The organism is uncultured Odoribacter sp. (assembly GCF_937966165.1).
GTDB lineage: Bacteria > Bacteroidota > Bacteroidia > Bacteroidales > Marinifilaceae > Culturomica.
The window spans coordinates 1-22018 of the sequence record NZ_CALCLB010000022.1; the positions used below are offsets into that span (position 1 = coordinate 1).

The 22018-nt window shown below is 40.0% G+C and carries 18 protein-coding genes and 1 tRNA gene; 7 read left to right on the forward strand and 12 right to left on the reverse strand.

The annotated features are described in order from the left end of the window. Nucleotides 1-124 precede the first annotated feature (124 nt). On the reverse strand, nt 125-1003 hold the full coding sequence (locus Q0465_RS09655) for a YitT family protein (RefSeq protein WP_298615602.1): 879 nt from the start codon (nt 1001-1003) through the stop codon (nt 125-127). Between the two features lies 1 nt (nt 1004). Beyond that, on the reverse strand, nt 1005-2711 hold the full coding sequence (locus Q0465_RS09660; protein WP_298615604.1) for a glutamine--tRNA ligase/YqeY domain fusion protein: 1707 nt from the start codon (nt 2709-2711) through the stop codon (nt 1005-1007). 77 nt (nt 2712-2788) lie between these two features. Between Q0465_RS09660 and Q0465_RS09665 the strand changes: the two genes are divergently transcribed. From Q0465_RS09665 to Q0465_RS09675, 3 genes are all read left to right on the forward strand, one after another. Continuing rightward, nucleotides 2789-4741: a putative porin gene (locus tag Q0465_RS09665; RefSeq protein ID WP_298615606.1), complete on the forward strand. Its 1953-nt coding sequence runs from the start codon at nt 2789-2791 to the stop codon at nt 4739-4741. A gap of 100 nt (nt 4742-4841) precedes the next feature. Then, nucleotides 4842-6224 (forward strand): transporter substrate-binding domain-containing protein, encoded by a 1383-nt coding sequence (locus Q0465_RS09670; RefSeq protein WP_298615608.1) that lies wholly within the window; start codon nt 4842-4844, stop codon nt 6222-6224. A gap of 101 nt (nt 6225-6325) precedes the next feature. Further along, nucleotides 6326-7078, forward strand: a complete 753-nt coding sequence (locus Q0465_RS09675; RefSeq protein ID WP_298615610.1) for a hypothetical protein — start codon at nt 6326-6328, stop codon at nt 7076-7078. Between the two features lie 309 nt (nt 7079-7387). On the opposite strand, the gene feoB is transcribed toward Q0465_RS09675, so the two are convergent. The 9 genes from feoB to sufB form a co-directional block, all read right to left on the reverse strand. Beyond that, nucleotides 7388-9772: a ferrous iron transport protein B gene (gene feoB / locus Q0465_RS09680; protein ID WP_298615611.1), complete on the reverse strand. Its 2385-nt coding sequence runs from the start codon at nt 9770-9772 to the stop codon at nt 7388-7390. A gap of 117 nt (nt 9773-9889) precedes the next feature. After that, nucleotides 9890-11389, reverse strand: coding sequence for a [FeFe] hydrogenase H-cluster radical SAM maturase HydG (gene hydG, locus Q0465_RS09685; protein WP_298615613.1), 1500 nt, complete (start codon nt 11387-11389; stop codon nt 9890-9892). A 262-nt stretch (nt 11390-11651) separates the two neighbouring features. Beyond that, a complete protein-coding gene (queG, locus tag Q0465_RS09690) occupies nt 11652-12584 on the reverse strand; it encodes a tRNA epoxyqueuosine(34) reductase QueG (protein ID WP_298615615.1) in 933 nt (310 codons plus the stop codon). After that, nucleotides 12550-12864, reverse strand: a complete 315-nt coding sequence (locus tag Q0465_RS09695; RefSeq protein WP_298615617.1) for an iron-sulfur cluster assembly protein — start codon at nt 12862-12864, stop codon at nt 12550-12552. Before Q0465_RS09695 ends, queG begins: the two co-directional genes overlap by 35 nt. Before the next feature lie 29 nt (nt 12865-12893). Further along, nucleotides 12894-13316: a SufE family protein gene (locus Q0465_RS09700; protein WP_298615619.1), complete on the reverse strand. Its 423-nt coding sequence runs from the start codon at nt 13314-13316 to the stop codon at nt 12894-12896. 52 nt (nt 13317-13368) lie between these two features. Next, nucleotides 13369-14589 (reverse strand): aminotransferase class V-fold PLP-dependent enzyme, encoded by a 1221-nt coding sequence (locus Q0465_RS09705; RefSeq protein ID WP_298615620.1) that lies wholly within the window; start codon nt 14587-14589, stop codon nt 13369-13371. Between the two features lie 76 nt (nt 14590-14665). Beyond that, nucleotides 14666-16027 (reverse strand): Fe-S cluster assembly protein SufD, encoded by a 1362-nt coding sequence (gene sufD / locus Q0465_RS09710; RefSeq protein WP_298615622.1) that lies wholly within the window; start codon nt 16025-16027, stop codon nt 14666-14668. A gap of 54 nt (nt 16028-16081) precedes the next feature. Beyond that, entirely contained in the window at nt 16082-16837 is a 756-nt protein-coding gene (gene sufC / locus Q0465_RS09715; RefSeq protein ID WP_298615624.1) for a Fe-S cluster assembly ATPase SufC, read from the reverse strand. A 69-nt stretch (nt 16838-16906) separates the two neighbouring features. Further along, nucleotides 16907-18352: a Fe-S cluster assembly protein SufB gene (gene sufB / locus Q0465_RS09720; protein ID WP_298615626.1), complete on the reverse strand. Its 1446-nt coding sequence runs from the start codon at nt 18350-18352 to the stop codon at nt 16907-16909. A 304-nt stretch (nt 18353-18656) separates the two neighbouring features. Between sufB and thiL the strand changes: the two genes are divergently transcribed. Continuing rightward, nucleotides 18657-19712, forward strand: coding sequence for a thiamine-phosphate kinase (gene thiL, locus Q0465_RS09725; RefSeq protein WP_298615628.1), 1056 nt, complete (start codon nt 18657-18659; stop codon nt 19710-19712). Nucleotides 19713-19748: 36 nt separating this feature from the next. After that, nucleotides 19749-20360, forward strand: a complete 612-nt coding sequence (locus Q0465_RS09730) for a hypothetical protein (protein ID WP_298615630.1) — start codon at nt 19749-19751, stop codon at nt 20358-20360. A 32-nt stretch (nt 20361-20392) separates the two neighbouring features. Here Q0465_RS09730 and Q0465_RS09735 read toward each other — a convergent pair whose 3' ends face one another. Next, nucleotides 20393-20707 (reverse strand): RNA-binding protein, encoded by a 315-nt coding sequence (locus Q0465_RS09735; RefSeq protein ID WP_298615631.1) that lies wholly within the window; start codon nt 20705-20707, stop codon nt 20393-20395. A 228-nt stretch (nt 20708-20935) separates the two neighbouring features. Between Q0465_RS09735 and Q0465_RS09740 the strand changes: the two genes are divergently transcribed. Further along, a tRNA-Phe gene (locus tag Q0465_RS09740) sits at nt 20936-21008 on the forward strand. 86 nt (nt 21009-21094) lie between these two features. Further along, the gene (bla, locus tag Q0465_RS09745; protein ID WP_298615633.1) at nt 21095-21991 is read left to right on the forward strand and encodes a class A beta-lactamase, subclass A2; all 897 of its coding nucleotides are present in this window, start codon (nt 21095-21097) and stop codon (nt 21989-21991) included. Nucleotides 21992-22018: the final 27 nt, after the last annotated feature.

Below are 22018 nucleotides of genomic sequence, written 5' to 3' on the forward strand. Positions count from 1 at the left end.
TTTCCGATTTTTTTTGATAAATAAAATACTGATTATTTTAAGAGATTGATAATAAGCCCGATAAAAAAACAATAATCCCGGAAGGTTTCGTTTCCGGGATTATTTTAAGAATACAAAAATATTTTTACTTTATTCCTTTGACTTCATCAAAACCTTTTCCGAATACTCCCATGACCGTATTCATTGTCATAAATACATTCGGATCGACCTGTTTGGCAATTCTCAATACTTCAATAGCCTCATTTTTCCGTACGACAATAATCAACATTTTTTTGGCCTGCCCGGAATACCATCCTTTACAATCTACTACTGTAACCCCGTGTACAAAACTTTCCGTAATCCTGATAGCTACCTCTTCATACTTTTCCGTAAAAATAAATAACTGAGCGGATTGTTTTTTACCTGTAAGCACAAAATCAATGGTAAATGAAGTAACTCCCATTAACACATACCCATACATCAAACCTTCAAGATTGAAATTAATGAACAAACTACACGCAATAATTCCGCAATCACAATACATGATCATCTTACCCGGACTTACATTTTTGTACTTTGTGATAATCATGGCTACAATATCAGTCCCGCCTGTACTGCCTCCGTTAGATATAGCCAATGCAATTCCCACTCCGGTTAAAATACCGGCAATAATTGCACTCATAAAAACATCCTTCACTACTCCCACCGGGAAAAGAGGTTGTAAAATCCCCAAAAGGATAGAACTCATAATGATGGCATATACTGTTTTTACCCCAAATTTCGGGCCCAATACCTTTATCGCAATGGCTAACAGCAAGACGTTGACCAACAGATAAGTAACTGCAACCGGTACATGCTGACCCGTCAGGTAATACACAATAGTACCTATACCTGTAGCACCCCCTCCGACAATTTTATGCGGAATCTGAAAAGCTGAAGCTGAAAAACAATACAATGCGATTCCCAGAGATATAATCAAATAAGACTTTATCTCTCCAATCAGTTTTTTCTTACTAATATCCATTTTATTTTTTCAATTTAGCCCAAGTATCTTTTAAACCCACAGTACGGTTAAACACAATTGCACCTGCCTGGGAATCCTTATCCACGCAGAAATATCCCAAACGCTGAAACTGAAAGCGATCTCCCGGTTTCGCTTCTCTTAAACCAGGTTCTACCTTACAGCCTTTTAATACTTCCAAAGAATTCTCATTTATAAATTCTTTAAAATCCACATCTTTATGTCCGGCCGGATCTTCATCTTTAAACAGACGATCGTACAGACGCACTTCTGCATCTATGGCTTCAGTAGCGGAAACCCAGTGTAAAGTACCTTTTACCTTCCGATTGCTGGCTTCCGTTCCACTCCCGCTTCTGCTTTCCATATCGCACATACAGTGAATCAAGACTATATTTCCGTCTGCATCTTTTTCCACACTTCTGCACTTTATAATATAAGCTCCTTTTAAGCGAACTTCTCCGCCAGGCGTCAAGCGGAAAAATTTTTTCGGGGCATCTTCCATAAAATCGTCGCGTTCTATATACAATTCCCGGGAAAATGGCACTTTTCTCATTCCGGCATTTACATCTTCCGGGTTATTTTCGATTTCGACCATTTCTGTTTGATCCGGATAATTATCCAGAACGACCTTTACCGGATGCAGAACAGCCATAACGCGCAGAGCTGTCTTATTCAAATGCTCCCTTACACAGTATTCCAACAGGGCAATATCTACCACAATTTCCCGCCGGGCCACCCCCACCTTTTCAGCAAAAGCCCTGATCGATTCCGGGGTATAGCCCCGACGCCTCAAACCCGATATCGTAGGCATACGGGGATCATCCCAGCCCGAAACATATCCCTTCTGGACCAGTTCTAACAGTTTCCGCTTACTCATCACCGTGTAATTTAAATTCCGCCGGGCAAACTCAATCTGCCGGGGCCGGTATTCGGTATGGGTTAACTGATCCAGGAACCAATTGTAAAGCGGGCGGTGGATTTCAAATTCCAATGTACAAATAGAATGTGTAATCCCTTCCAGATAATCGCTCTGCCCGTGGGTAAAATCGTACATCGGATAAATACACCATTTATCTCCTGTACGGTGGTGTTTACTGAAAAGAATACGGTACATAATCGGATCTCTCATCAGCATATTCGGAGAAGCCATATCAATTTTCGCCCTCAACACTTTAGATCCTTCCTTAAACTCACCTTTCCGCATCCGGCGGAACAAATCCAGATTCTCTTCTACACTTCTGTCCCGGTAAGGGCTATTCACTCCCGCTTCATTTATCGTTTTCCTCCCGGCACTGATTTCTTCAGCCGTCTGATCATCCACATATGCTTTTCCTTCCAGAATCATTTGCTCGGCCCAACCGTACAACTGATCAAAATAATCGGAAGCATACCGTACTTCTCCCTCCCACTGAAATCCCAGCCATTGTATATCTTCCTGTATGGAATCCGTATATTCAACATCTTCTTTTACAGGATTCGTATCATCAAAACGAAGATTACATTTACCATGATATTTAGCAGCCAATCCGAAATTCAGACAAATCGAGGTAGCGTGCCCAATATGAAGATAACCGTTGGGCTCCGGAGGGAAACGGGTATGAACCCGGCCGCCGTTTTTACCTTCAGCCAATTCTTCCTCAATGATTTGTTCAATAAAATTCAAAGATTTGCTTTCATCTTCAATCTCTGAGATGTGATGATTTGTATCCATATAATATTTATTTATATTTTGAGTCACAAAAGTAAGTAATTTATGAGAGTTTTAAAAGTTTACGTATATTTGCGGCAATGAAAAAATTAATATACATAGTATTCTGTTGCATCTGGAGCCTGCCAGGCTTTGCCCAGGTAATGGATGATTCCCAGTTCGGAGACAATAATGACAACCGTTCTCCTTTTGCAGACCGGGACTCTGTGCCCCAGCAAAATGTCGAACATTTCAGGAGAACCTGGAGATGGGCACACGACGGTGTTTACCGTCAGGACATCCCTTTGGATACCACTTTAGATAATATTCATAACTACAATTATATTTTCAGAAAAAGTGTCGCTAATACTTATTTGGCTAATTTTCCCTCTCCTTATATTTCCGATATTTTCATTAACCGGGCACCTGATCAGGATTTTTTCGCCCTGACCAATATACGGGCTTATCTCTACCGTCCGGTAGACGCACTTTATTTCAATACCACCACACCTTTTACCCAGTTGACTTATTTTACGGGAGGAGGAAAAGGGAAAAACGAAACGATGCTGGACGTATGGCATACGCAGAATATCCGTCCTTTTTGGAATATCGGTTTTCGTTATAACTTAATTTCCAGCGACGGACGTTACATGAATCAAAAATCGAAAGCTTATAATTTCTCTCTTTTTTCTTCATACGAATACGAACGTCTAGCCATTTCTTTCTTTCTCAATCAGAATAATGGGAAATTCAATGAAAACGGTGGAATTACAGATAAAAAATACATTCGGGACACCACTGTAAATGCTGAAAATATTCCCGTCAATTTATCTAATACTTCCAATAGTTACCGGAATTTCAATTTTTATACACAAGTACAATATAATATTGGAAATCCCAAAGAAGTCATTACTCCTAGCGATACGACAATTACTTATCCGGCAAAAGCTTTATTCTCTGCTAAAATAGAAGACAATATACACCGTTTTAAAGAAGCAAATGTCAACCGGGAATTTTTCCCTGTCACTTATTTGGACACCTTGAGCAGTTTGGATATTCAAAGCGACAAAATATACGAAATTACCACCAAATTTGTCGTCAATGAACATCCGAAACACAAATATTTGCCGGGGGTATATGCAGGTCTCAATTATAAATACCTGGATTACAGCGGAAGAACCTCTTTGGACACCGTGAATAATTATGGGAAAAGTAAATATAGCGGCATTTGGTTAACCGGAGGATTGTTTAACATAGATAGCACTGCTATCTTTAATTTCGATGCCAGCGCCCGTCTGTGTTTAGTCGGAGATTACGTGGGAAATTTTACTATTGAAGGTTTTATTCAACAATATTTCAATAAAAACAGAAATTCTTTTGTAAAAGTAAATGCTTTGATCGAATCAAAAGCCGTCAATCATTTTTTTACCAGCTATATCGGGAATCACGATTATTGGGAAAATAATTTTGACAATATAAAGACGATGAATATCGAAGGAAAGTATGTCAATAAAAAACTCCGTACAGAAGTGGGGATAGCCTGGTCGAATATTATTGATTATGTTTATTTCGATACGACTTCTATGCCTGTCCAAAGTTCCAAAGCATTAATGGTCCTCACAGCCTGGGCAAAACAGAATTTCAAAGCCGGTAACTTTCATTTTGACCAAACCGTGTATGTTCAGAAAAGTACTCAGGAAGATATTTTATCACTGCCGTTAGTAGCTTTATATTCTCATAATTATTACGAAAATGCCTTCTTTAAAAAGGCACTTAAATTCTGTGCGGGTATCGATTTATTTTACAATACGAAATTCTACGCAGATAAATACAAACCATCCACCATGCAATTTTATAACCAAAGAGATGAAAAAACAGGTGGATATCCTAAAATAGATGTATTTATAGATTTCGCCATTAAACGGGCTCACCTTTTCCTGAAATATGAACACCTCAATTATTACTTTACAAACGGAGAATATTTCAGTGCCTTAGACTATCCGATTAATCCGGCTATGTTTAAATTCGGATTGAAATGGAATTTTTTTGACTGACTTTTGGTTTCTATATAAATTTTGTATAAAGCAAGGGATTTTCCTGTCTCTTCTGCAAAGCACTTTTTTAGATTTGCCAATATTTTCTTATCTTTACCCTATGCAATTGAAGAAAATAGTCATATACACTATCCTTTTTCTTTGCTTTTCCTGTAAAGATACAAAGGAAAAAAATCCTGAATTTATAATTCCGGCTCCTTTATCTGTCGAAAAAATTCTGACAAAAGGTTTTCTCGACATATCTACCTTTTATTCTACTACTGATTATTATGTATACAAAGGGATTACCCGGGGGTTCCATTACGAACTGGCACAGGACTTTGCCAATTTTCTGGGGGTCAGGCTCCGGGTATTGGAAGTAAATAATGATATTGACACTGCCATTTCCAGGCTTCACCAGGGCAAATACGATCTCATTGCCGTAAGTATAACAGAAACTCCGGAGCGGAAAGAAAAAATTAAATTTGCCCAGCCTTTTTTCAAAACAGGGGAAGTATTGGTACAAAATAAAAAGAAAGCAATACAAAGGCTAGAAGAACTGAATGGAAAAACCATTTTCATTAAAAAAGATGCCCCCTGTAAAAAATTACTTTCCCAAGTCGAAGATTCTTTACACATCCGGATCAAAATTTCAGAAGTTACAGAGTATTCTACCGAAGACCTGCTCCATCTGGTAGAAATCGGAGAAATAGATTATACAATTACCGATGAAAATATAGCGGCCGCCCTGAGTATTTCTATGAAAAATCTGGACTATTCCCTGCAGCTGTCGAAAGGAATTTCGATTTCCTGGGCTACAAATCCGGAAAATAATATTTTAACCGAAGAAATAAATGAATGGCTGAAAGAAGTCAAGAAAAACGGAAAATTGAATTTTCTATACAAACGTTACTTTAACAACCGGAATTCAGTACCTCACTCTGCTTCTAAATATATACTATTGAAAAAAAGCGATCTCTCTCCTTTCGATGAAGAATTGAAAAAGGAGAGCAAAGTACTGGAATGGGACTGGCGTCTTTTGGCCGCTTTAGTTTACAATGAATCCAAATTCGATCCGGAGGCAATCTCCCAAATCGGAGCTTACGGCCTGATGCAGATTACTCCGGAAACAGCTACAATGTTCCGCGTAGACGATTATTTCAGGCCAGACAGCAATATCTACGTAGGAGTACGCTATTTGGAATACCTCAACCAAATTTTTTCTAAATACCCATTGCCCCCAGAAGAAAAATTGAAATTTGTACTGGCTTCTTATAATGTTGGAGCAGGTCACGTCATGGATGCCATGCGTTTAGCCCGTAAATACGAAAAAGATCCCTATAAATGGGACCATAATGTTGCTTATTATTTAAAACACAAATCTGAGCCGAAATATTACCGGGATTCCCTCTCCCGAAACGGTTATTGCAACGGGCAACAGGCTCATGACTATGTACACCGTATACTGGAAACCTATAATAATTACAAATATACGAAGTCTTAATATAAATTAAGGGAAAATTGTTTGTACGAATATTGATTTACCATTTTTTTTTACATACCTTCGCATAATGAAACATTTAGGTTTTTTAATTTCATAAGCTCATGCCTTACAGAAGATTACCAAATACAGATGCAGCGAGAATAAGGGCATTAAAAGCAGCCTTGAACAAAGGAGACAGCCTTGATGACATAAACCAGATCGCTTATTCATTTCCCTTGAAACAAAAAATTGATATTTTTTTACCCAAATTTGAAATAGCTATCACCACTTCGAAAGCAGCCCGGGAAAAACAAATAGAAAACAGCCAGAAATTTACAGAATTAACGAAAAAAGCCCGCCTTTATATTTCACATTTCATTCAGGTATTGAATTTTACCATAGCCAGAGGGGAATTGAAACCTCAGGCCCGTACTTTTTATGGTTTAGATGAAAATGACTCTAAAGTTCCCAGTCTACTGACCGAACAAGAACTTATCCAATGGGGAGAAAAAGTCATCAACGGAGAACAGGAACGCCTGAATAACCGTTATGGAAATCCCATTTATAGTCCGGCCATTGCACTTGTCCGGGTAAGTTATGAAAATTTCAAACAAAGCTATAATTTCCAAAAACAACTTCAGGTGAACTCTTCCCGTTTCAGTTCGGAAGTCGCCCAATTCCGGGATGAAGCCGACGCTCTGATCCTGAATATATGGAATGAAGTGGAGAATTATTTCACTTTCGAAAAAGACGAAGAGAAAAAAAGACAATATTGTGAAGAATACGGACTCGTATATGTATTCCGCAAGGGAGAACGGGAAAGATTAAAACGGAAAAAAGCAGCGGAAGATATTACACTAAAACTTCCCTTTTAAGAGCAACAATTTTTCTTTTCCGGTTTATTACATTTATCTTTTAGAGGACATCCTGTACATCCGTCGCAGCAGGAAGAGTTGTTTTTCTTCCTCCACAAACGAATGTTCTTCCATACAACCCAGGCAACCGTCACAATAAGTATAATATAAACCCCAATCAATTGCATAAATTTTGTTATTCTTTTTTAAAATACAAGAAAGCGAATTCTCTTTCCCGACTGTCCCTCAATTTTATACGGTAAGTTTATCCAAACGCCTGTGCGGCCAGGTACTTTAAGGGGGAAAACCGTCTTTATTCCTCCGCAGCCATTACCATAAGCGTCCGATCTGGTATACGCAAAACGAAACAATCCAGGCCAGGGCAGTAGTATAAAACATTGTAAAAAATGCCCATTTCCAGCCCGCTTCTTTCCGGATAGCTGCAATGACCGCCATACAAGGAAAATAAATCAAGATAAAAAGCATAAAACCATAAGCAATCAAAGGGGTAAAAAGAGGTTCGCCCCCTGCATTGGTTTGCTTTTGTAATTTCTCTGCCAGGTTCTGAGTATCCACTTCTCCGGTCGTTTCTGCATGATAAAGTATTCCCATAGAACTGACGACAATCTCTTTAGCAGCCAATCCTGTAATAATACTAACCCCCATTTTCCAATCAAATCCCAAAGGAGCAATCACCGGTTCTACAGTTTTCCCGATGCGTCCGATATAGGAATGCTCCATTTGTTCAGCACTTTGTTTTTCGTATCCGGGACGATGCGGGAAATACCCCAAGGCCCAGATCAAAATAGAAGCAAAGAGAATTATAGTGCCCATCTTTTTTAAATATTGACCTGCTTTTTCCCACATGTGGAATACAGTATTCCGCATTGTCGGCATACGATAAGGGGGAAGCTCCATCACAAAAGGATCGCTGGCTTTATGAAACAGTAACTTTTTCAATACAATAGCGGTCAATACCGCTACAGTTATTCCGATCAAATACAATGACAGCAACACCATGCCCTGATTAGAAGGGAAAAAAGCCGAAACCAATAAAATATAAACCGGTAAACGGGCACTACAAGACATAAAAGGGATAATCAACATGGTTATCAAACGCTCCCGACGGCTTTCCAGGGTTCGTGTTGCCATGATAGCCGGTACATTACAACCGAAACCGATAAGCAAAGGGATAAACGACTTTCCGTGTAAGCCGATTTTATGCATTAACCTATCCATTAAAAAAGCCGCACGGGCCATATAGCCTGTATCTTCCATCAACGAAATAAAGAAAAATAGAATAAGGATATTCGGCAAAAAAACAATGACCCCTCCGACACCGGCTATAATTCCATCCACAATCAAATCGTTCAAAGGTCCTGCAGGCATATTTTCCGATACCCAACTTCCTAACCAGTCGACCCCTTCCTGTATCCAATCCATTGGATAACTCCCTAATGAAAAAGTTGCCTGAAACATTACCCACATAAAAAGAATCAATACCGGAAAACCTAACCATTGGTGAGTCAATACAGTATCAATAGCATTCGTCAATTGTCTTTTATCTTTATCCCCGACAATATATGTTTCCTTTAAAGCACCACGGATAAATCCATATTTCGCATTGGTTATAACCGTACACGTATCCTCTTTATACTCTTTCTCTAAAAATGTAATACATTTCCGGGCGACTTCTCTGATTTGATCATAATTCGGAAGATGACTCAATATTTTTTTTACAAGAGAATCGTTTTCAATCATTTTGATAGCCAGATACCGCGGAGCAAATTTATCTGTAATGGTTTTATTCGGTACAATAGCTTCTTTTACCTTGTCAATTGCCGCCTCGATATCTGCGCCATAATTGATATGAATATGACGGCAGTCCTCGTTCTTATCTTCAAATACTTCGATAATCTTATCTAAAACATTATCAATACCTTTTCCCGAACAGGCTGTAGTGGGAATAATAGGAAAACCCAACAATTTCCCTAAATACTGATAATCCAAAGTCGCGCCTTCTTTCCCCAGTTCATCATACATATTCAAAGCCATCACGACTTTAATATTCATATCAATTAACTGTGTTGTCAGGAAAAGATTTCGTTCCAGATTTGAAGCGTCCACTATATTCAGCACAATATCCGGGTGGCGGTCGGTAATATAAGTCCGTACAAATAGTTCTTCAGGTGTATATTCAGTAATGGAATAGGTACCGGGCAAATCAATCAAATTAATGGTATAATCCCGGTGTTTAAATACAGCCTCTTTCGCATCCACTGTCACACCGCTATAATTCCCTACATGCTCCCTTAAACCAGTGGCCCGGTTAAAAAAAGAAGTTTTTCCACAATTCGGATTACCCACCAATGCGATTTCTATGGTATTGGTTTTTTCCCGGATAACATTCTCCACTCCTTCGTCCAGAAAAGTTCCGTTATAGGAAGCATCATCCGAATAAGCAGAGGAATAATCGGTGATATCCATTACTTCGATTAGTTCTGCCTCACTCCGACGCAAAGAAATGTGACCATCCATTAATTTATATTCGATAGGATCCCGTAAAGGCGCATTTTTAATTACGGTCACTTTCTCCCCTTTTACAAATCCCATCTCGACAATCCGATTCCGAAAACTACCGTGCCCATGCACTTTGACGATCACACATTCATTCCCCGTTGGAATGTCAGCCAGCCGTAAAAAACGATTCTCCATTCCTAATAATATTACGCCGCAAAAATAGTATTTTCAAGTAACATTTGAAATCCCTATTTATAGGGATAAGATTGAATAAAAAACCGGGAGCAAACTCTCGCCCCCGGTCTTTAAGCATTACATATACAAATCCCGTTCTCCGGCCGTGATCCGTTTATAATAATTCAGGAAAGTCGGTAATAATTTTTTATCGGTAAAAAAACGGGCATGTTCTATTTCCTGCAATTCCCGCTGAATCAAACGCTCTCCGGCCTCTCTGGTTGCCGCAGAAGCATAGTCGTTGAGATACTCCCGGAAGGTAAGCACAGCATTCAATTTACAAAACTTTCCTTCCACCCCTTTCTCCAACAAATTCATAATCTTATCTCCCGTCCGTCCGCAACGATAACCTGCAGTACAAAAAGAAGTAATATAGCCATCTTCAGCCAATTCCCGTATCACTTCATCCAGGCTTCTCTGATCTCCCAACATAAATTGTACCTTATCCGCATTTTCTTCCTGCAATTTTTTACCTGCGTAAGCTCCGATTCCGATTTTAGAAGAAGCATCCGTTTGGGTACAACCGTAGTTGATAATCTCTCTCCTCAATTCAGCTCTCTCCCGGGCTGTTACAATCAAACCTGTATACGGTACAGCCAATCGTAATACCATTACTAAACGTTTAAATGCAGTATCATTCACCAGATAGGGTGAATTTTCACTAAGGAAACTTCCCGGCGCCGGCTGCATGCGGGGGAAAGATATTGTATGAGGCCCTATTCCGAACTGCCGTTCCAGATCATGGGCGTGCTCCACCAGGCCCATCACTTCAAACTTCCAGTCGTACAGACCAAAGAGAGCCCCGATAGCTACGTCATCTATTCCTGCGTCCATAGCCCGGTGCATGGCATACAATCTCCAACGGAAATTTCCCTTTATAGTATTCCCCGGATGCAGCTCCGCATAACGTCCGGGGTGATAAGTCTCCTGAAAAACCTGAAAAGTTCCGATTCCTGCACGCCACAATTTCCGCAAATCCTCAACAGACATCGGGGCTGCATTTATATTCACCCTACGGATATTATTATAACCGTTCCCCGTAGGAGTGGGCCGCTTCACCGCATATATAGTCGAAATGGAATCGGCTATATAATCCGCATCACTTTTGGGATGTTCCCCATACACAGCAATCAAACGTTTATGCCCTTCATCAATAATAGCCTCCGTTTCCCGATATATCTCTTCAGAAGATAATACATGCCTTTTCTCCTCCGGATTATCGCTGCGGAAACCGCAATAAACACAACGGTTTACACACAAATTGGAACAATACAAAGGAGCAAAAAAGACGATACGGTTGTCGTATACCCGTTTTTTTACTTCCAGGGCAGCTTCCCGCATTTCTTCCAATAAGGCAGGATCCGTTACATTTAATAATACGGCGGTCTCTTCGGGAGTAAGCAACTTTATCGACAAAGATTTCTGTAAAATATCCCGGACTTTTTGAGGGTCCGGATGTGCTTGCTGCTCTAAATGAATCCGGATCTTTTCCTCATCTATAAAATCTTTCCCTTTCACCAGGTACTTATCGATTTCATTTTGCCGTATAACTTGCTTTACCCAAGCTTGTACTTCCATAACCAATTAGTATTTAAGTCTGACAACCATTTTCTGGTTCTCTGATTATTTTATTGAAATAGTATTAGTATACCTTCATACTTTTCCGTCTTCCCAGCATCTTTGTTTCAAAATTTGCGACATCGCTTATTTTTCCGAAAAAATCTTCCAGACACACCTTTATACATTTTACAAAGATTATCAATAATTTCCGAAAGCTGAAACGATTTAACGTTGTTTTTTTCTATCAGCTGATATATTCTTTCTATCCCGTAAACAAGCATCAAACAACAGGAAGATTCCGGAGAATTTTACTCAGTCCGGTTCTTTCCAAAGGAGTATTTTTAAAAAGACGCAAAAAAGTAAATTCATCCATTTGTTCCCAATCTTCTTTGCTTAAATTCAGCCGTTCCAAGGAAGGTAAAAATTCCGGCAACCGATGAATTTTTGCCCGGCTGTTCCAAGGACATACTTCCTGACAAGTATCACAACCAAATATTCTCCGCCCCGCTTTCTGTTTGAGTGCTTCGGGATAGTCTCCCTTATTTTCAATCGTGTGGTAAGAAATACATTTACGGGCATCCAGTTGATAAGGAGTCAAAGCGCCTGTCGGACAAGCTTCTATACACCGGTTACAATTTCCACAATAATTTTTTTCAAAAGGATCACTATAGCGGTCAAATTTTTCCGGTGTAATAATAATTCCGATAAAACAAAAAGAACCTTTTTCCCGGTTAATCAGTAATGTATTTTTTCCCGTCCAGCCTAATCCGGCCCGTCTGGCCCACTCATGTTCCAATACAGGTGCAGAATCCACAAAACATCTTCCCTTTATCTGTCCTTGTAATTGCTTCAATTTTTCTTTGACAACGATATGATAATCTTTTCCATAGGCATACCGGGCAATGAGCGGAATTTTTTCCGTTTGCCGGAACGGATGGAAATAATTGGTAAGCGTAACAATTACAGATTGCGCATGCTCTACAAGTAAACAGGGATCTTCCCTTTTCTCGACATTCCGTTCCATATAAGACATACCGGCCTGACACCCTCTCTCCAGCCACAATCGTAAATACTGCACTTCCCGCACTAATTTTTCAGAACGGGCTACCCCTACGGCATCAAACCCAAGCCCTCTGGCCCTCTGGCAAAAATCTTCCAGTTTTACTATTCCTTCCGGATCAGATATCATATCCCAATTCCAACTTGGCGACATCACTCATCCGCTCAGGGCCCCAAGCCGGCTCGAAAACCAAATTCACCGTGACGCTCTCTATCCCTTCTACCTCCATGGCTACATCGTGAACTTGCTGTACGATTTCATCAGCAATAGGACAGCCCGGAGCTGTCAAAGTCATGTCGATAATTACTTCCGCCGGCTTTACAAAATGAATATCATAAATCAATCCTAAATCCCAGATATTTACAGGTATCTCCGGATCGTAGACCGTGGAAAGTTTCTCTATAATCAAATCCCTCATCAAACTTGCAGCCATATTTTTAATGATATTAAATTAACGGAAAATCAATGTTTAGCAGAAAAAGCAATAGCATACATTTTTATCTGTTTTACCATAGATAATAATCCATTGGAACGGGTGGGAGACAAATGTTGCGTCAGACCGATTTCGTCAATAAATTTTAAATCAGCCTTCGCAATATCTGCCGGTTTTTGGCCCGAAAATACCCTGACCAATAATCCAGCGATCCCTTTTGTAATAATGGCATCACTATCCGCCGTAAAATAAAGCAGCCCGTCCCGCAATTCAGCATGAAACCATACCCGCGACTGGCAACCTTTTATCAAATTATCATCCGTTTTATGCCGCTCGTCCATGCCAGGCATAGCCGTGCCAATTTCTATCAGATAAGCATATTTATCCATCCAATCGTCATAGACCGAAAACTCATCTGTAATCTCTTTTTCTAATGTCTCTATTGTCTTCATAATTATCTATTCTCCAGAGTAGGCCTGCCTGCTTTATAATTCTCCGGAATACTTATACCTTAAACATTTTTCCTACTTTTTCCACTCCCCGGCAAAAAGTATCTATTTCTTCTTCTGTATTATACATCGCTAAAGAAGCGCGTACCATTCCCGTAACCCCAAAATGCTGCATAACCGGTTCTGCACATAACTGTCCGGTCCGTACAGCAATCCCCATTTTGTCCAGCAAAAGCCCCATATCGGAATGATGAATATTTCCTACTGCAAAAGAAAGGACAGAAGACTTACAATCTGCTTCTCCAAAAATCCGCATTCCCGGAATTTTCTTCATCTGTTCTATGGCATACTGTAGCAACTGATGTTCATGTGCTGCGAAATTCTCTATCCCGATTGCCTCCACATATTTTAAAGCCTCGCCTAAACCGATAATACCGATAAAATCAGGAGTCCCTGCCTCAAATTTAAACGGGAGCTCATTATAAGTCGTTTTTTCAAAACGCACTTCTTTTATCATCTCTCCTCCCCCCTGCCAAGGCGGCATTTGATCCAGTAATGTTTCTTTTCCATACAAGACTCCTACTCCTGTCGGTCCATAGATTTTATGTCCGGAAAAAACAAAAAAATCACAGTCCAATTCCTGTACATCTACCGGAATGTGCTGTACGGCCTGAGCTCCGTCCACCAAAACCTTTGATCCGAACCGATGCGCCAGGGAAATAATTTCCCGTACAGGATTCACTGTTCCCAATACATTCGAAACGTAGGCAACTCCGACCAACTTTACCCGTTCCGTCATAAGACGACGAAAAGCCTCCGGATCCAGTTCTCCCTTATCCGTAAAGGGAACAACTTTCAAGACAGCCCCTTTCCGTTCGCATAGCATCTGCCAGGGTACAATATTGGCATGATGCTCCATTTCTGTCACTACAATCTCATCCCCCTCCGCAATAAAAGCTTCGCCAAAACTATAGGCAATCAAATTAATACTCTCCGTTGTTCCCCTTGTAAAAATAATCTCTTTTTCCGAAGCTGCACGCATAAAACGCTGTACAATACGTCGGGTCTCCTCATTCGCATCGGTACACACATTACTGAGATAATGTACGCCCCTATGCACATTGGAATTATATTTCAGGTAATATTCGGTCATTTTTTCAATAACCTGGTACGGACGCTGACTGGTAGCTCCATTATCGAGATACACCAAAGGCTTTCCATATACTTTTTCTCCCAGTATCGGAAAATCCTGCCGGATTTTATTTACATCAAACATGATCGGTTAAATTTAATTCCTTACCGTATATCGTCCGTTTCTCTATCCACTGCTCTTCAAAATCTGCCCCTCCTGCTTATTTTTTACACTGCATCATACAATTGTGACATTTTGAAAATTCGCCCCTCAACCGTTTATCTATTAAATCATCTATTTTTACGCGTAAAGGCTCCAGTTTTACCCGTTGAACAATGTCATGGGCAAACCCGAACATCATCATCATCCGGGCTTCTGTCAGACTAATGCCACGGGAACGCAAATAAAACATAGCTTCTTCGTCGATTTGCCCTACAGTAGCCCCATGGCTGCATTTTACGTCATCCGCATCAATAATTAATTGAGGCTTGGCATTTACCCGGGCAGAATCCGTCAATAATAAATTATTATTCGCCTGATACGCTTCTGTTTTCTGAGCATCCGGTTCTACCCGTATACATCCGGAAAAATTAGCCAAAGACGAATCGTCCAGCACCCCTTTGAAATGTTCATTACTGTTACAATGAGGAGCAATATGGTCGATATAGGAAAAATTATCTACCTTCTGACTTTTATCCAAAATATAAATTCCATATAAATGACATTCTCCCCCTTTTTCAGTTAAGGCAATGTACTGATTATTCCGGATCATGCCTCCGTATAATGTAACCATATTACTTTCGAAAACGGCATTTCTCTTTTCTGATACAAACAGGGAATTGATCTGAGAAGCCCCCAGATGCTGATTTTGTACCTGATAATAATCCAGATGGGCCCCTTCCCCCGTAAACACCTCAGTCACATTATTCATCAGAAAATAATCCTCCGACAAAGTATGATCACATACGAGTAATGTAGCCTCCGCTCCTTCTTCCAGAAGAATCATATTCCGCTGATAGGCCATTAAATCAGCTTTAGCCCGTAACAGATTTACGATTTGAAGAGGACGTTTCAACTTTACGCCTTTCGGAATATATACAAATACACCGTCCTGGGCAAAAGCTGTATTTAAAGCAACCAACCCGTCTTTAGCCGCTGTAGGCGCATATTTATTGTAATGGACAGCAAATAATTCCGGATATTTTAAACTGGCTTCCTGAAAACTGCATACAATTACGCCTTCCGGAATTTCAGCCTTCTTATTTTCTTTAAAATACCAGCCATTGACGGTAAATATCAAATCTGTAGCGAGTTCGGGTACCGCACAGCGGAATACTTCATTTACATCTACATCCTGAGGAATGTATTTTAATACAACCTTGTAATCTCTTCCGAATACCGGTAACAAATCTGTATATAAATAATCCTCTGTTTTAAAAGGAATACCTCCCAATGCTAAAAAGTTGTCAAAAGCCTCTTTCCGAAAGGCATTTACTTCTTTTCCACACCCGGCTTCTATCAAGGAGTATCCTTCTTTAAAAAGCGATACGAAATCATTATTTATTTTGTCAATTCCAGTCATATATTTTACATTACCAGTTCTTCTATACGCTTCTGCCTCCCAACGGATTTAACATCAGGATTTTTTCATCTCCTCTTTAATCCAGTCGTAACCATGTTTTTCCAGTTCAGCGACCAACTCCTTCCCGGCCGTTTTCACAATCCGCCCGTCATATAAAACATGAACCACATCCGGAACAATATAATCCAATAAACGCTGATAATGCGTAATTACAATCGTAGCATTATCCGGTTTCTTCAATTTATTTACACCCTGTGCAACAGTCCGCAAGGCGTCTATATCCAAACCGGAATCCGTCTCATCCAATATGGCCAACTTCGGTTCCAGAACGGCCATTTGGAATATTTCGTTCTTTTTCTTCTCTCCACCGGAAAAACCTTCATTCAATGAACGATTTAAAAGCTTACTGTCAATCCCCACCAATTCCATTTTTTCCCGGATCATTTTTAAAAATTCACCAGCGGGATAAGGAGGTAATCCTTGATATTTCCGGTGTTCGTTGACTGCAGTTTTTAAAAAATTTACAGTACTGACTCCCGGTATTTCCACGGGATATTGAAAACTCAAAAAGATACCTTCCCGGGCACGGTCTTCTGCCGGCAGTTCCAACAAATTTTTCCCGTTAAACTCTACTTCCCCCTCTGTTACTTCAAAACGTTCCCGCCCTGTCAATACGGCCGACAAGGTACTTTTTCCAGCTCCGTTTGGCCCCATTATTGCATGAACTTCTCCGGCTTTTACTTCCAGATCTATTCCTTTTAGTATTTCTTTTCCGTCTACGACGGCATGTAAATTCTTAATCTTTAACATAACATTTGAATTGAAATGATAATTGGAATCTGAATTCTATTATCCTGTATATTCTTCTTTTATTTTTGTTTATCCTACGCTTCCTTCTAAACTGATCTGCAGCAATTTCTGTGCTTCCACGGCAAATTCCATGGGCATTTTGTTGATCACATCTCCTGCATAGCCTTTGATAATCAATCCCACGGCATCCTCAGTTGAGATACCGCGCTGGTTACAATAAAAAATCTGGTCCTCCCCGATTTTAGAAGTAGTAGCTTCATGTTCCACTTGGGCAGTAGAATTCTCAATTTCCAGGTATGGGAAAGTATGTGCTCCACATTTATCCCCCAATAAAAGCGAATCGCATTGGGAATAATTTCTGGCATTCTTACAAGACTTCACCACTTTCACTTTGCCCCGGTAAGCATTACTGCTGTATCCTGCCGATATCCCTTTCGACACAATCCGGCTTCGGGTATTATTCCCGATATGAATCATTTTTGTTCCCGTATCGGCTTGCTGGTAATTATTGGTTACCGCAACCGAATAAAATTCACTTACCGAACCATCCCCTTTCAAAATTGTACTGGGATATTTCCAGGTAATCGCTGAACCCGTTTCTACCTGTGCCCAGATCAAACGGGCATTTTCTCCCCGGCAAATCCCCCGCTTCGTAACAAAGTTATAAATTCCTCCCTTTCCCTCTTTATCCCCCGGATACCAGTTCTGTACAGTACTGTACTTGACTTCAGCATTCTTCTCTACAATAATTTCCACAATAGCAGCATGCAATTGGTTTTCATCCCTCATAGGAGCTGTACAACCTTCCAGATAACTCACATAAGACTCTTCTTCTGCAACAATCAATGTCCGTTCAAACTGTCCGGTTTTCGCGGCATTGATCCGGAAATAGGTGGATAATTCCATCGGACAACGTACCCCCTTGGGGATATAGACAAAAGAACCATCACTGAATACTGCAGAATTCAATGCAGCAAAGAAATTATCCCCATAGGGAACAACTGTACCTAAATACTTTTTTACTAAATCCGGATGATTCTTTACGGCCTCTGAAAACGAACAAAAAATAACTCCTCTCTCCGCCAAAGCTTCCTTAAAAGTAGTCTTTACTGAAATACTGTCCATAACTGCATCCACAGCTACTCCCGACAGTGTCTTTTGCTCATTCAAAGGAATTCCCAATTTATCAAAGGTAGCCTTCAACTCCGGATCGACATCCTCCCACTCTTTTTTCACCTCCTGCCTGGGAGCTGCATAATAAATAATGTCCTGGTAATCAATTTCCGGAAGATTCAACTGTGCCCAACGGGGCATCTTCATCGTCAACCATTTCCGATAAGCCTTTAAACGAAATTCAAGTAACCATTCCGGTTCTTCTTTCTTAGCCGATATGGTTCGGATCACCTCCTCATTCAATCCTTTCCCGATTGTATCCGTCTCTACATTTGTTACAAAACCGTACTTGTATTCACTAGCTGTAACTTCCTGCAATATATTATCCTGTTCTTTAGCCATAAAAATTCTTTGCTTCCAGATTTACGATTCCAATAGATAAAACGTTATCTTTTTCCCTGTCCACTTTTCTTCAGCCTCATTTTCTGAATTCTGCAAAAATACAAAAAAATATCTACTGCTATACTTTCCATCAATAGATATTCTTTATCCATTGATACTCCGGTTCTATTCCAAAGAAAAAGAGAGAAACATTTATACAGTTTTTATTCCGGAAATTCCGAACCTTTATTTTTTACATTATCTTTATCGCCTGAATGTCTAAACATTTTCACGTTTATACATACAAACCAGTTTGTAAACAGATATGGAGAATAAAAATTATACAGAACTTTCTTCTTTGGGAGAATTTGGCTTAATCGATCGCCTTACCCGGCCTATCGAATTGAAAAATAAGTCCACTTTAAAAGGAGTAGGAGACGACGCTGCTGTGTTGGATTACGGCGACAAAAAAATATTGATGAGTACGGACATGCTCATTCAGGGTATTCATTTTGATTTAACGTATACTCCCCTCAGGCATTTAGGCTACAAAGCAGTTGCATCCAATGTAAGTGATATATGTGCTATGAACGGTATTCCCCGGCAAATCACAGTATCTCTGGCGGTCTCCAATCATTTTTCCGTAGAGAGTCTGGAAGAATTATATGCCGGAATTTATCTGGCCTGTGAACGTTACGAAGTGGATTTAGTAGGAGGGGACACTACTTCTTCTCAAACCGGCATGTGTATCAGCATTACTATTTTGGGAGAAGCCCGGACAGAAGATATCGTATACCGCCATACAGCAAAAGAAAACCAACTGATATGCGTAAGCGGAGATCTGGGGGCGGCCTATATGGGACTTCAACTATTAGAAAGGGAAAAAGCCGTCTTTGCGGATCATCCGGAAAATGTACAGCCGGACTTTAGCGGATATGAATATATATTAGAAAGGCAACTGAAACCGGAAGCAAGAGTGGATATCCTAAGAGGGCTGAAAGAAAAAAATATCCGCCCGACCGCTATGATCGACATTTCGGATGGCCTGGCCTCAGAAATTATGCACATATGCAAGGCTTCCCAGGTGGGATGCACTATTTATGAAGAAAAAATTCCGATAGATTACCAAACTTATAAAATGGCTGAAGAATTAAATTTAAATGCAACGGTATGTGCCCTTTCCGGAGGAGAAGATTACGAACTGCTATTTACGGCACCCCTGGACTTATACGACAAACTCACCGCCATGGAGTCCATCAGTGTTATCGGTCACACTTGTAAAGCATCCGCAGGATATACCCTGATCACCCGGGACGGTAATTCTTTCGAACTCAAAGCACAGGGCTGGGTGAATTTCAGTAAACCGGAAAAAAACAGTTGAAAAACTAGTTACCCCACGTCTATTCGGGAAAAAACAATGGAAATAAATAAAACAGAATTAGAGGCATTGTTGCTAAAAATACAGCAGCAATGCGCTGACGGAAACCGGAAAGAACTGACTTCTTCTTTAAGGCAGCTGATGAGAAAACGACAAAACTATTATCAGGAAAGTATTGCTCAGCATGTAGAGGATGCCTTTAGTGACGCTTTATTCAAAATATTGCTCTTGGAACTGGATGAAGAAGAAGAAGAGAGCATTGAAATTGCAGAAATGTCGTATACCGGACTGAGCTCAGTCCTCGACACTACGGCATCTACCGCCGAACATTACCAAAGGCGTCTGTTACTCCTGCATTATTTCAGTGATTACTTTACCGATGCGATCATCGAAATTTTCCTAAAAAAATACCGGAAGGACAATATGCTGGAAGCCCGGAAATTAGCACTGGAATGCCTGGAAAAAATGCAGTTATCGGATTTGTTCTGGCTGGAAGAAAACTGTCCGCAATCCATTGATGATAATATACAGTTGAGTGAAGCCTGCAATGCAATAGAAATGGATCCGGACTGGACAGAAGAAGGGAAAGCAGAAGCAGCTTTATTACACAAAGTGTTGTATGCTTACTTAAAGGCCAAATACAAAAACTGAGAGCCTAAAGCTCTCAGTTAAAGTTTTCCAAATTAATGATTGGAGTTAAATCTTCTTTCTCCTCCACCCCTCTGGAAAGATCTATGTGTATTTCTTTCTCCCTCTTCTCTGGGTCTAGCTTTCTTTACAACAATCTTTCTTCCTTGAAATTCCGTCTCATTAAGGGCATTAATTGCATTCATTCCTTCGGTTTCATCTTCCATTTCAACAAAACCAAAACATTTTGAATTTCCGGTTTCTCTGTCAGTAATCACTTTAGCAGATGTAACAGTACCGTGCTCTCCGAAAAGAGCAGCCAAGTCCTCGCCAGTAGTAGCAGAACTCATTTTTGCAACAAAAATATTCACAATAAAAAAATTAAATTAGTAAAACATGTAGAAGGATACGCAGAGTGATTTTTTTGGTTACAAAAAATAAGTCCGGAATTCTTCTATCGGGGACAAATATAAACTAAATAATTAATACACAGAAATAAAAAAGTCTTATAATTTTACAATGAAAAATATTTTTCATTTTCCTAACCATTTTATTTGCAAATTCAGAAAATCCCACTACATTTGCACACGCAAAAAGACGGTGTCATAGCTCAGTCGGTAGAGCAAAGGACTGAAAATCCTTGTGTCCCTGGTTCGATTCCAGGTGATACCACCTCTTCAAAATCCGGAATATGTATTCCGGATTTTTCTTTATTTCGTCAGAGAGAAAAGTTTGTATTACCCGTTTTAGTGTCTGTTATGAAAATGAAGTTTTTTTACGGTATCCTCATTGCCATCTTATTGAGAAATGGCAAAGCAATAGCCCAGACACCTTTAAAAAATACCGGGGAGCAAATTGCCCTTTTCTTAAAAGATAAAAAAGCAACTGTCGGAGTGTCGGTATTGACTGATGACGATAAAATTATTCTCTACAATAACTCCCTTCATTTCCCTCTTTTGAGTGTTTTTAAATTTCACGTTGCATTGGCTGTACTGGACAAATTAAATAAAGAAAAAATCAGTCTGGACAATACCCTGAGGATAAAATCCGTTCAGCTGCGTCCCCATACATACAGTCCGTTACGGGATAAGTACCCCGGGCAGGATATCACCCTTTCCTTTAAAGAATTATTGCAATACAGCATCTCTCTAAGTGACAACAATGCCTGTGACATTTTAATTGATTATGCCGGAGGTATAACCTCTGTCCAGGAATACATTCAAAAATTGGGTATAAAAGAGTGTTGCTTATCGGCAACCGAAGATTTTATGCACCAGGACAATCAAAACCAGCTGCTAAACCGGAGTACTCCTTTAGCAGTTGTAAAGCTGATGAAAATAGCATATACCAAAACATTATTTGACTCTTCCTATAAAGACTTCCTCTGGCAAACCATGTCCGAAACGTCTACCGGTACGGATAAACTAAAAGGAAAGTTACCTGCAAATGTGTGGATAGGCCATAAAACAGGCTCTTCCGACAGGACAAAAGAAGGGATAAAAATAGCCGACAATGATGCAGGTTTGATTATTTTGCCGAACGGGAGACAATATTACATAGCAGTTTTTGTGATGAACTCCTCAGAGACGGACCAGACGAATGCAGCCATTATTGCCCACATTTCAAAATTGGTATACGACAGTATGGTGCAATAGACCTTCAAAAGGTCCTAGAATGAGGGA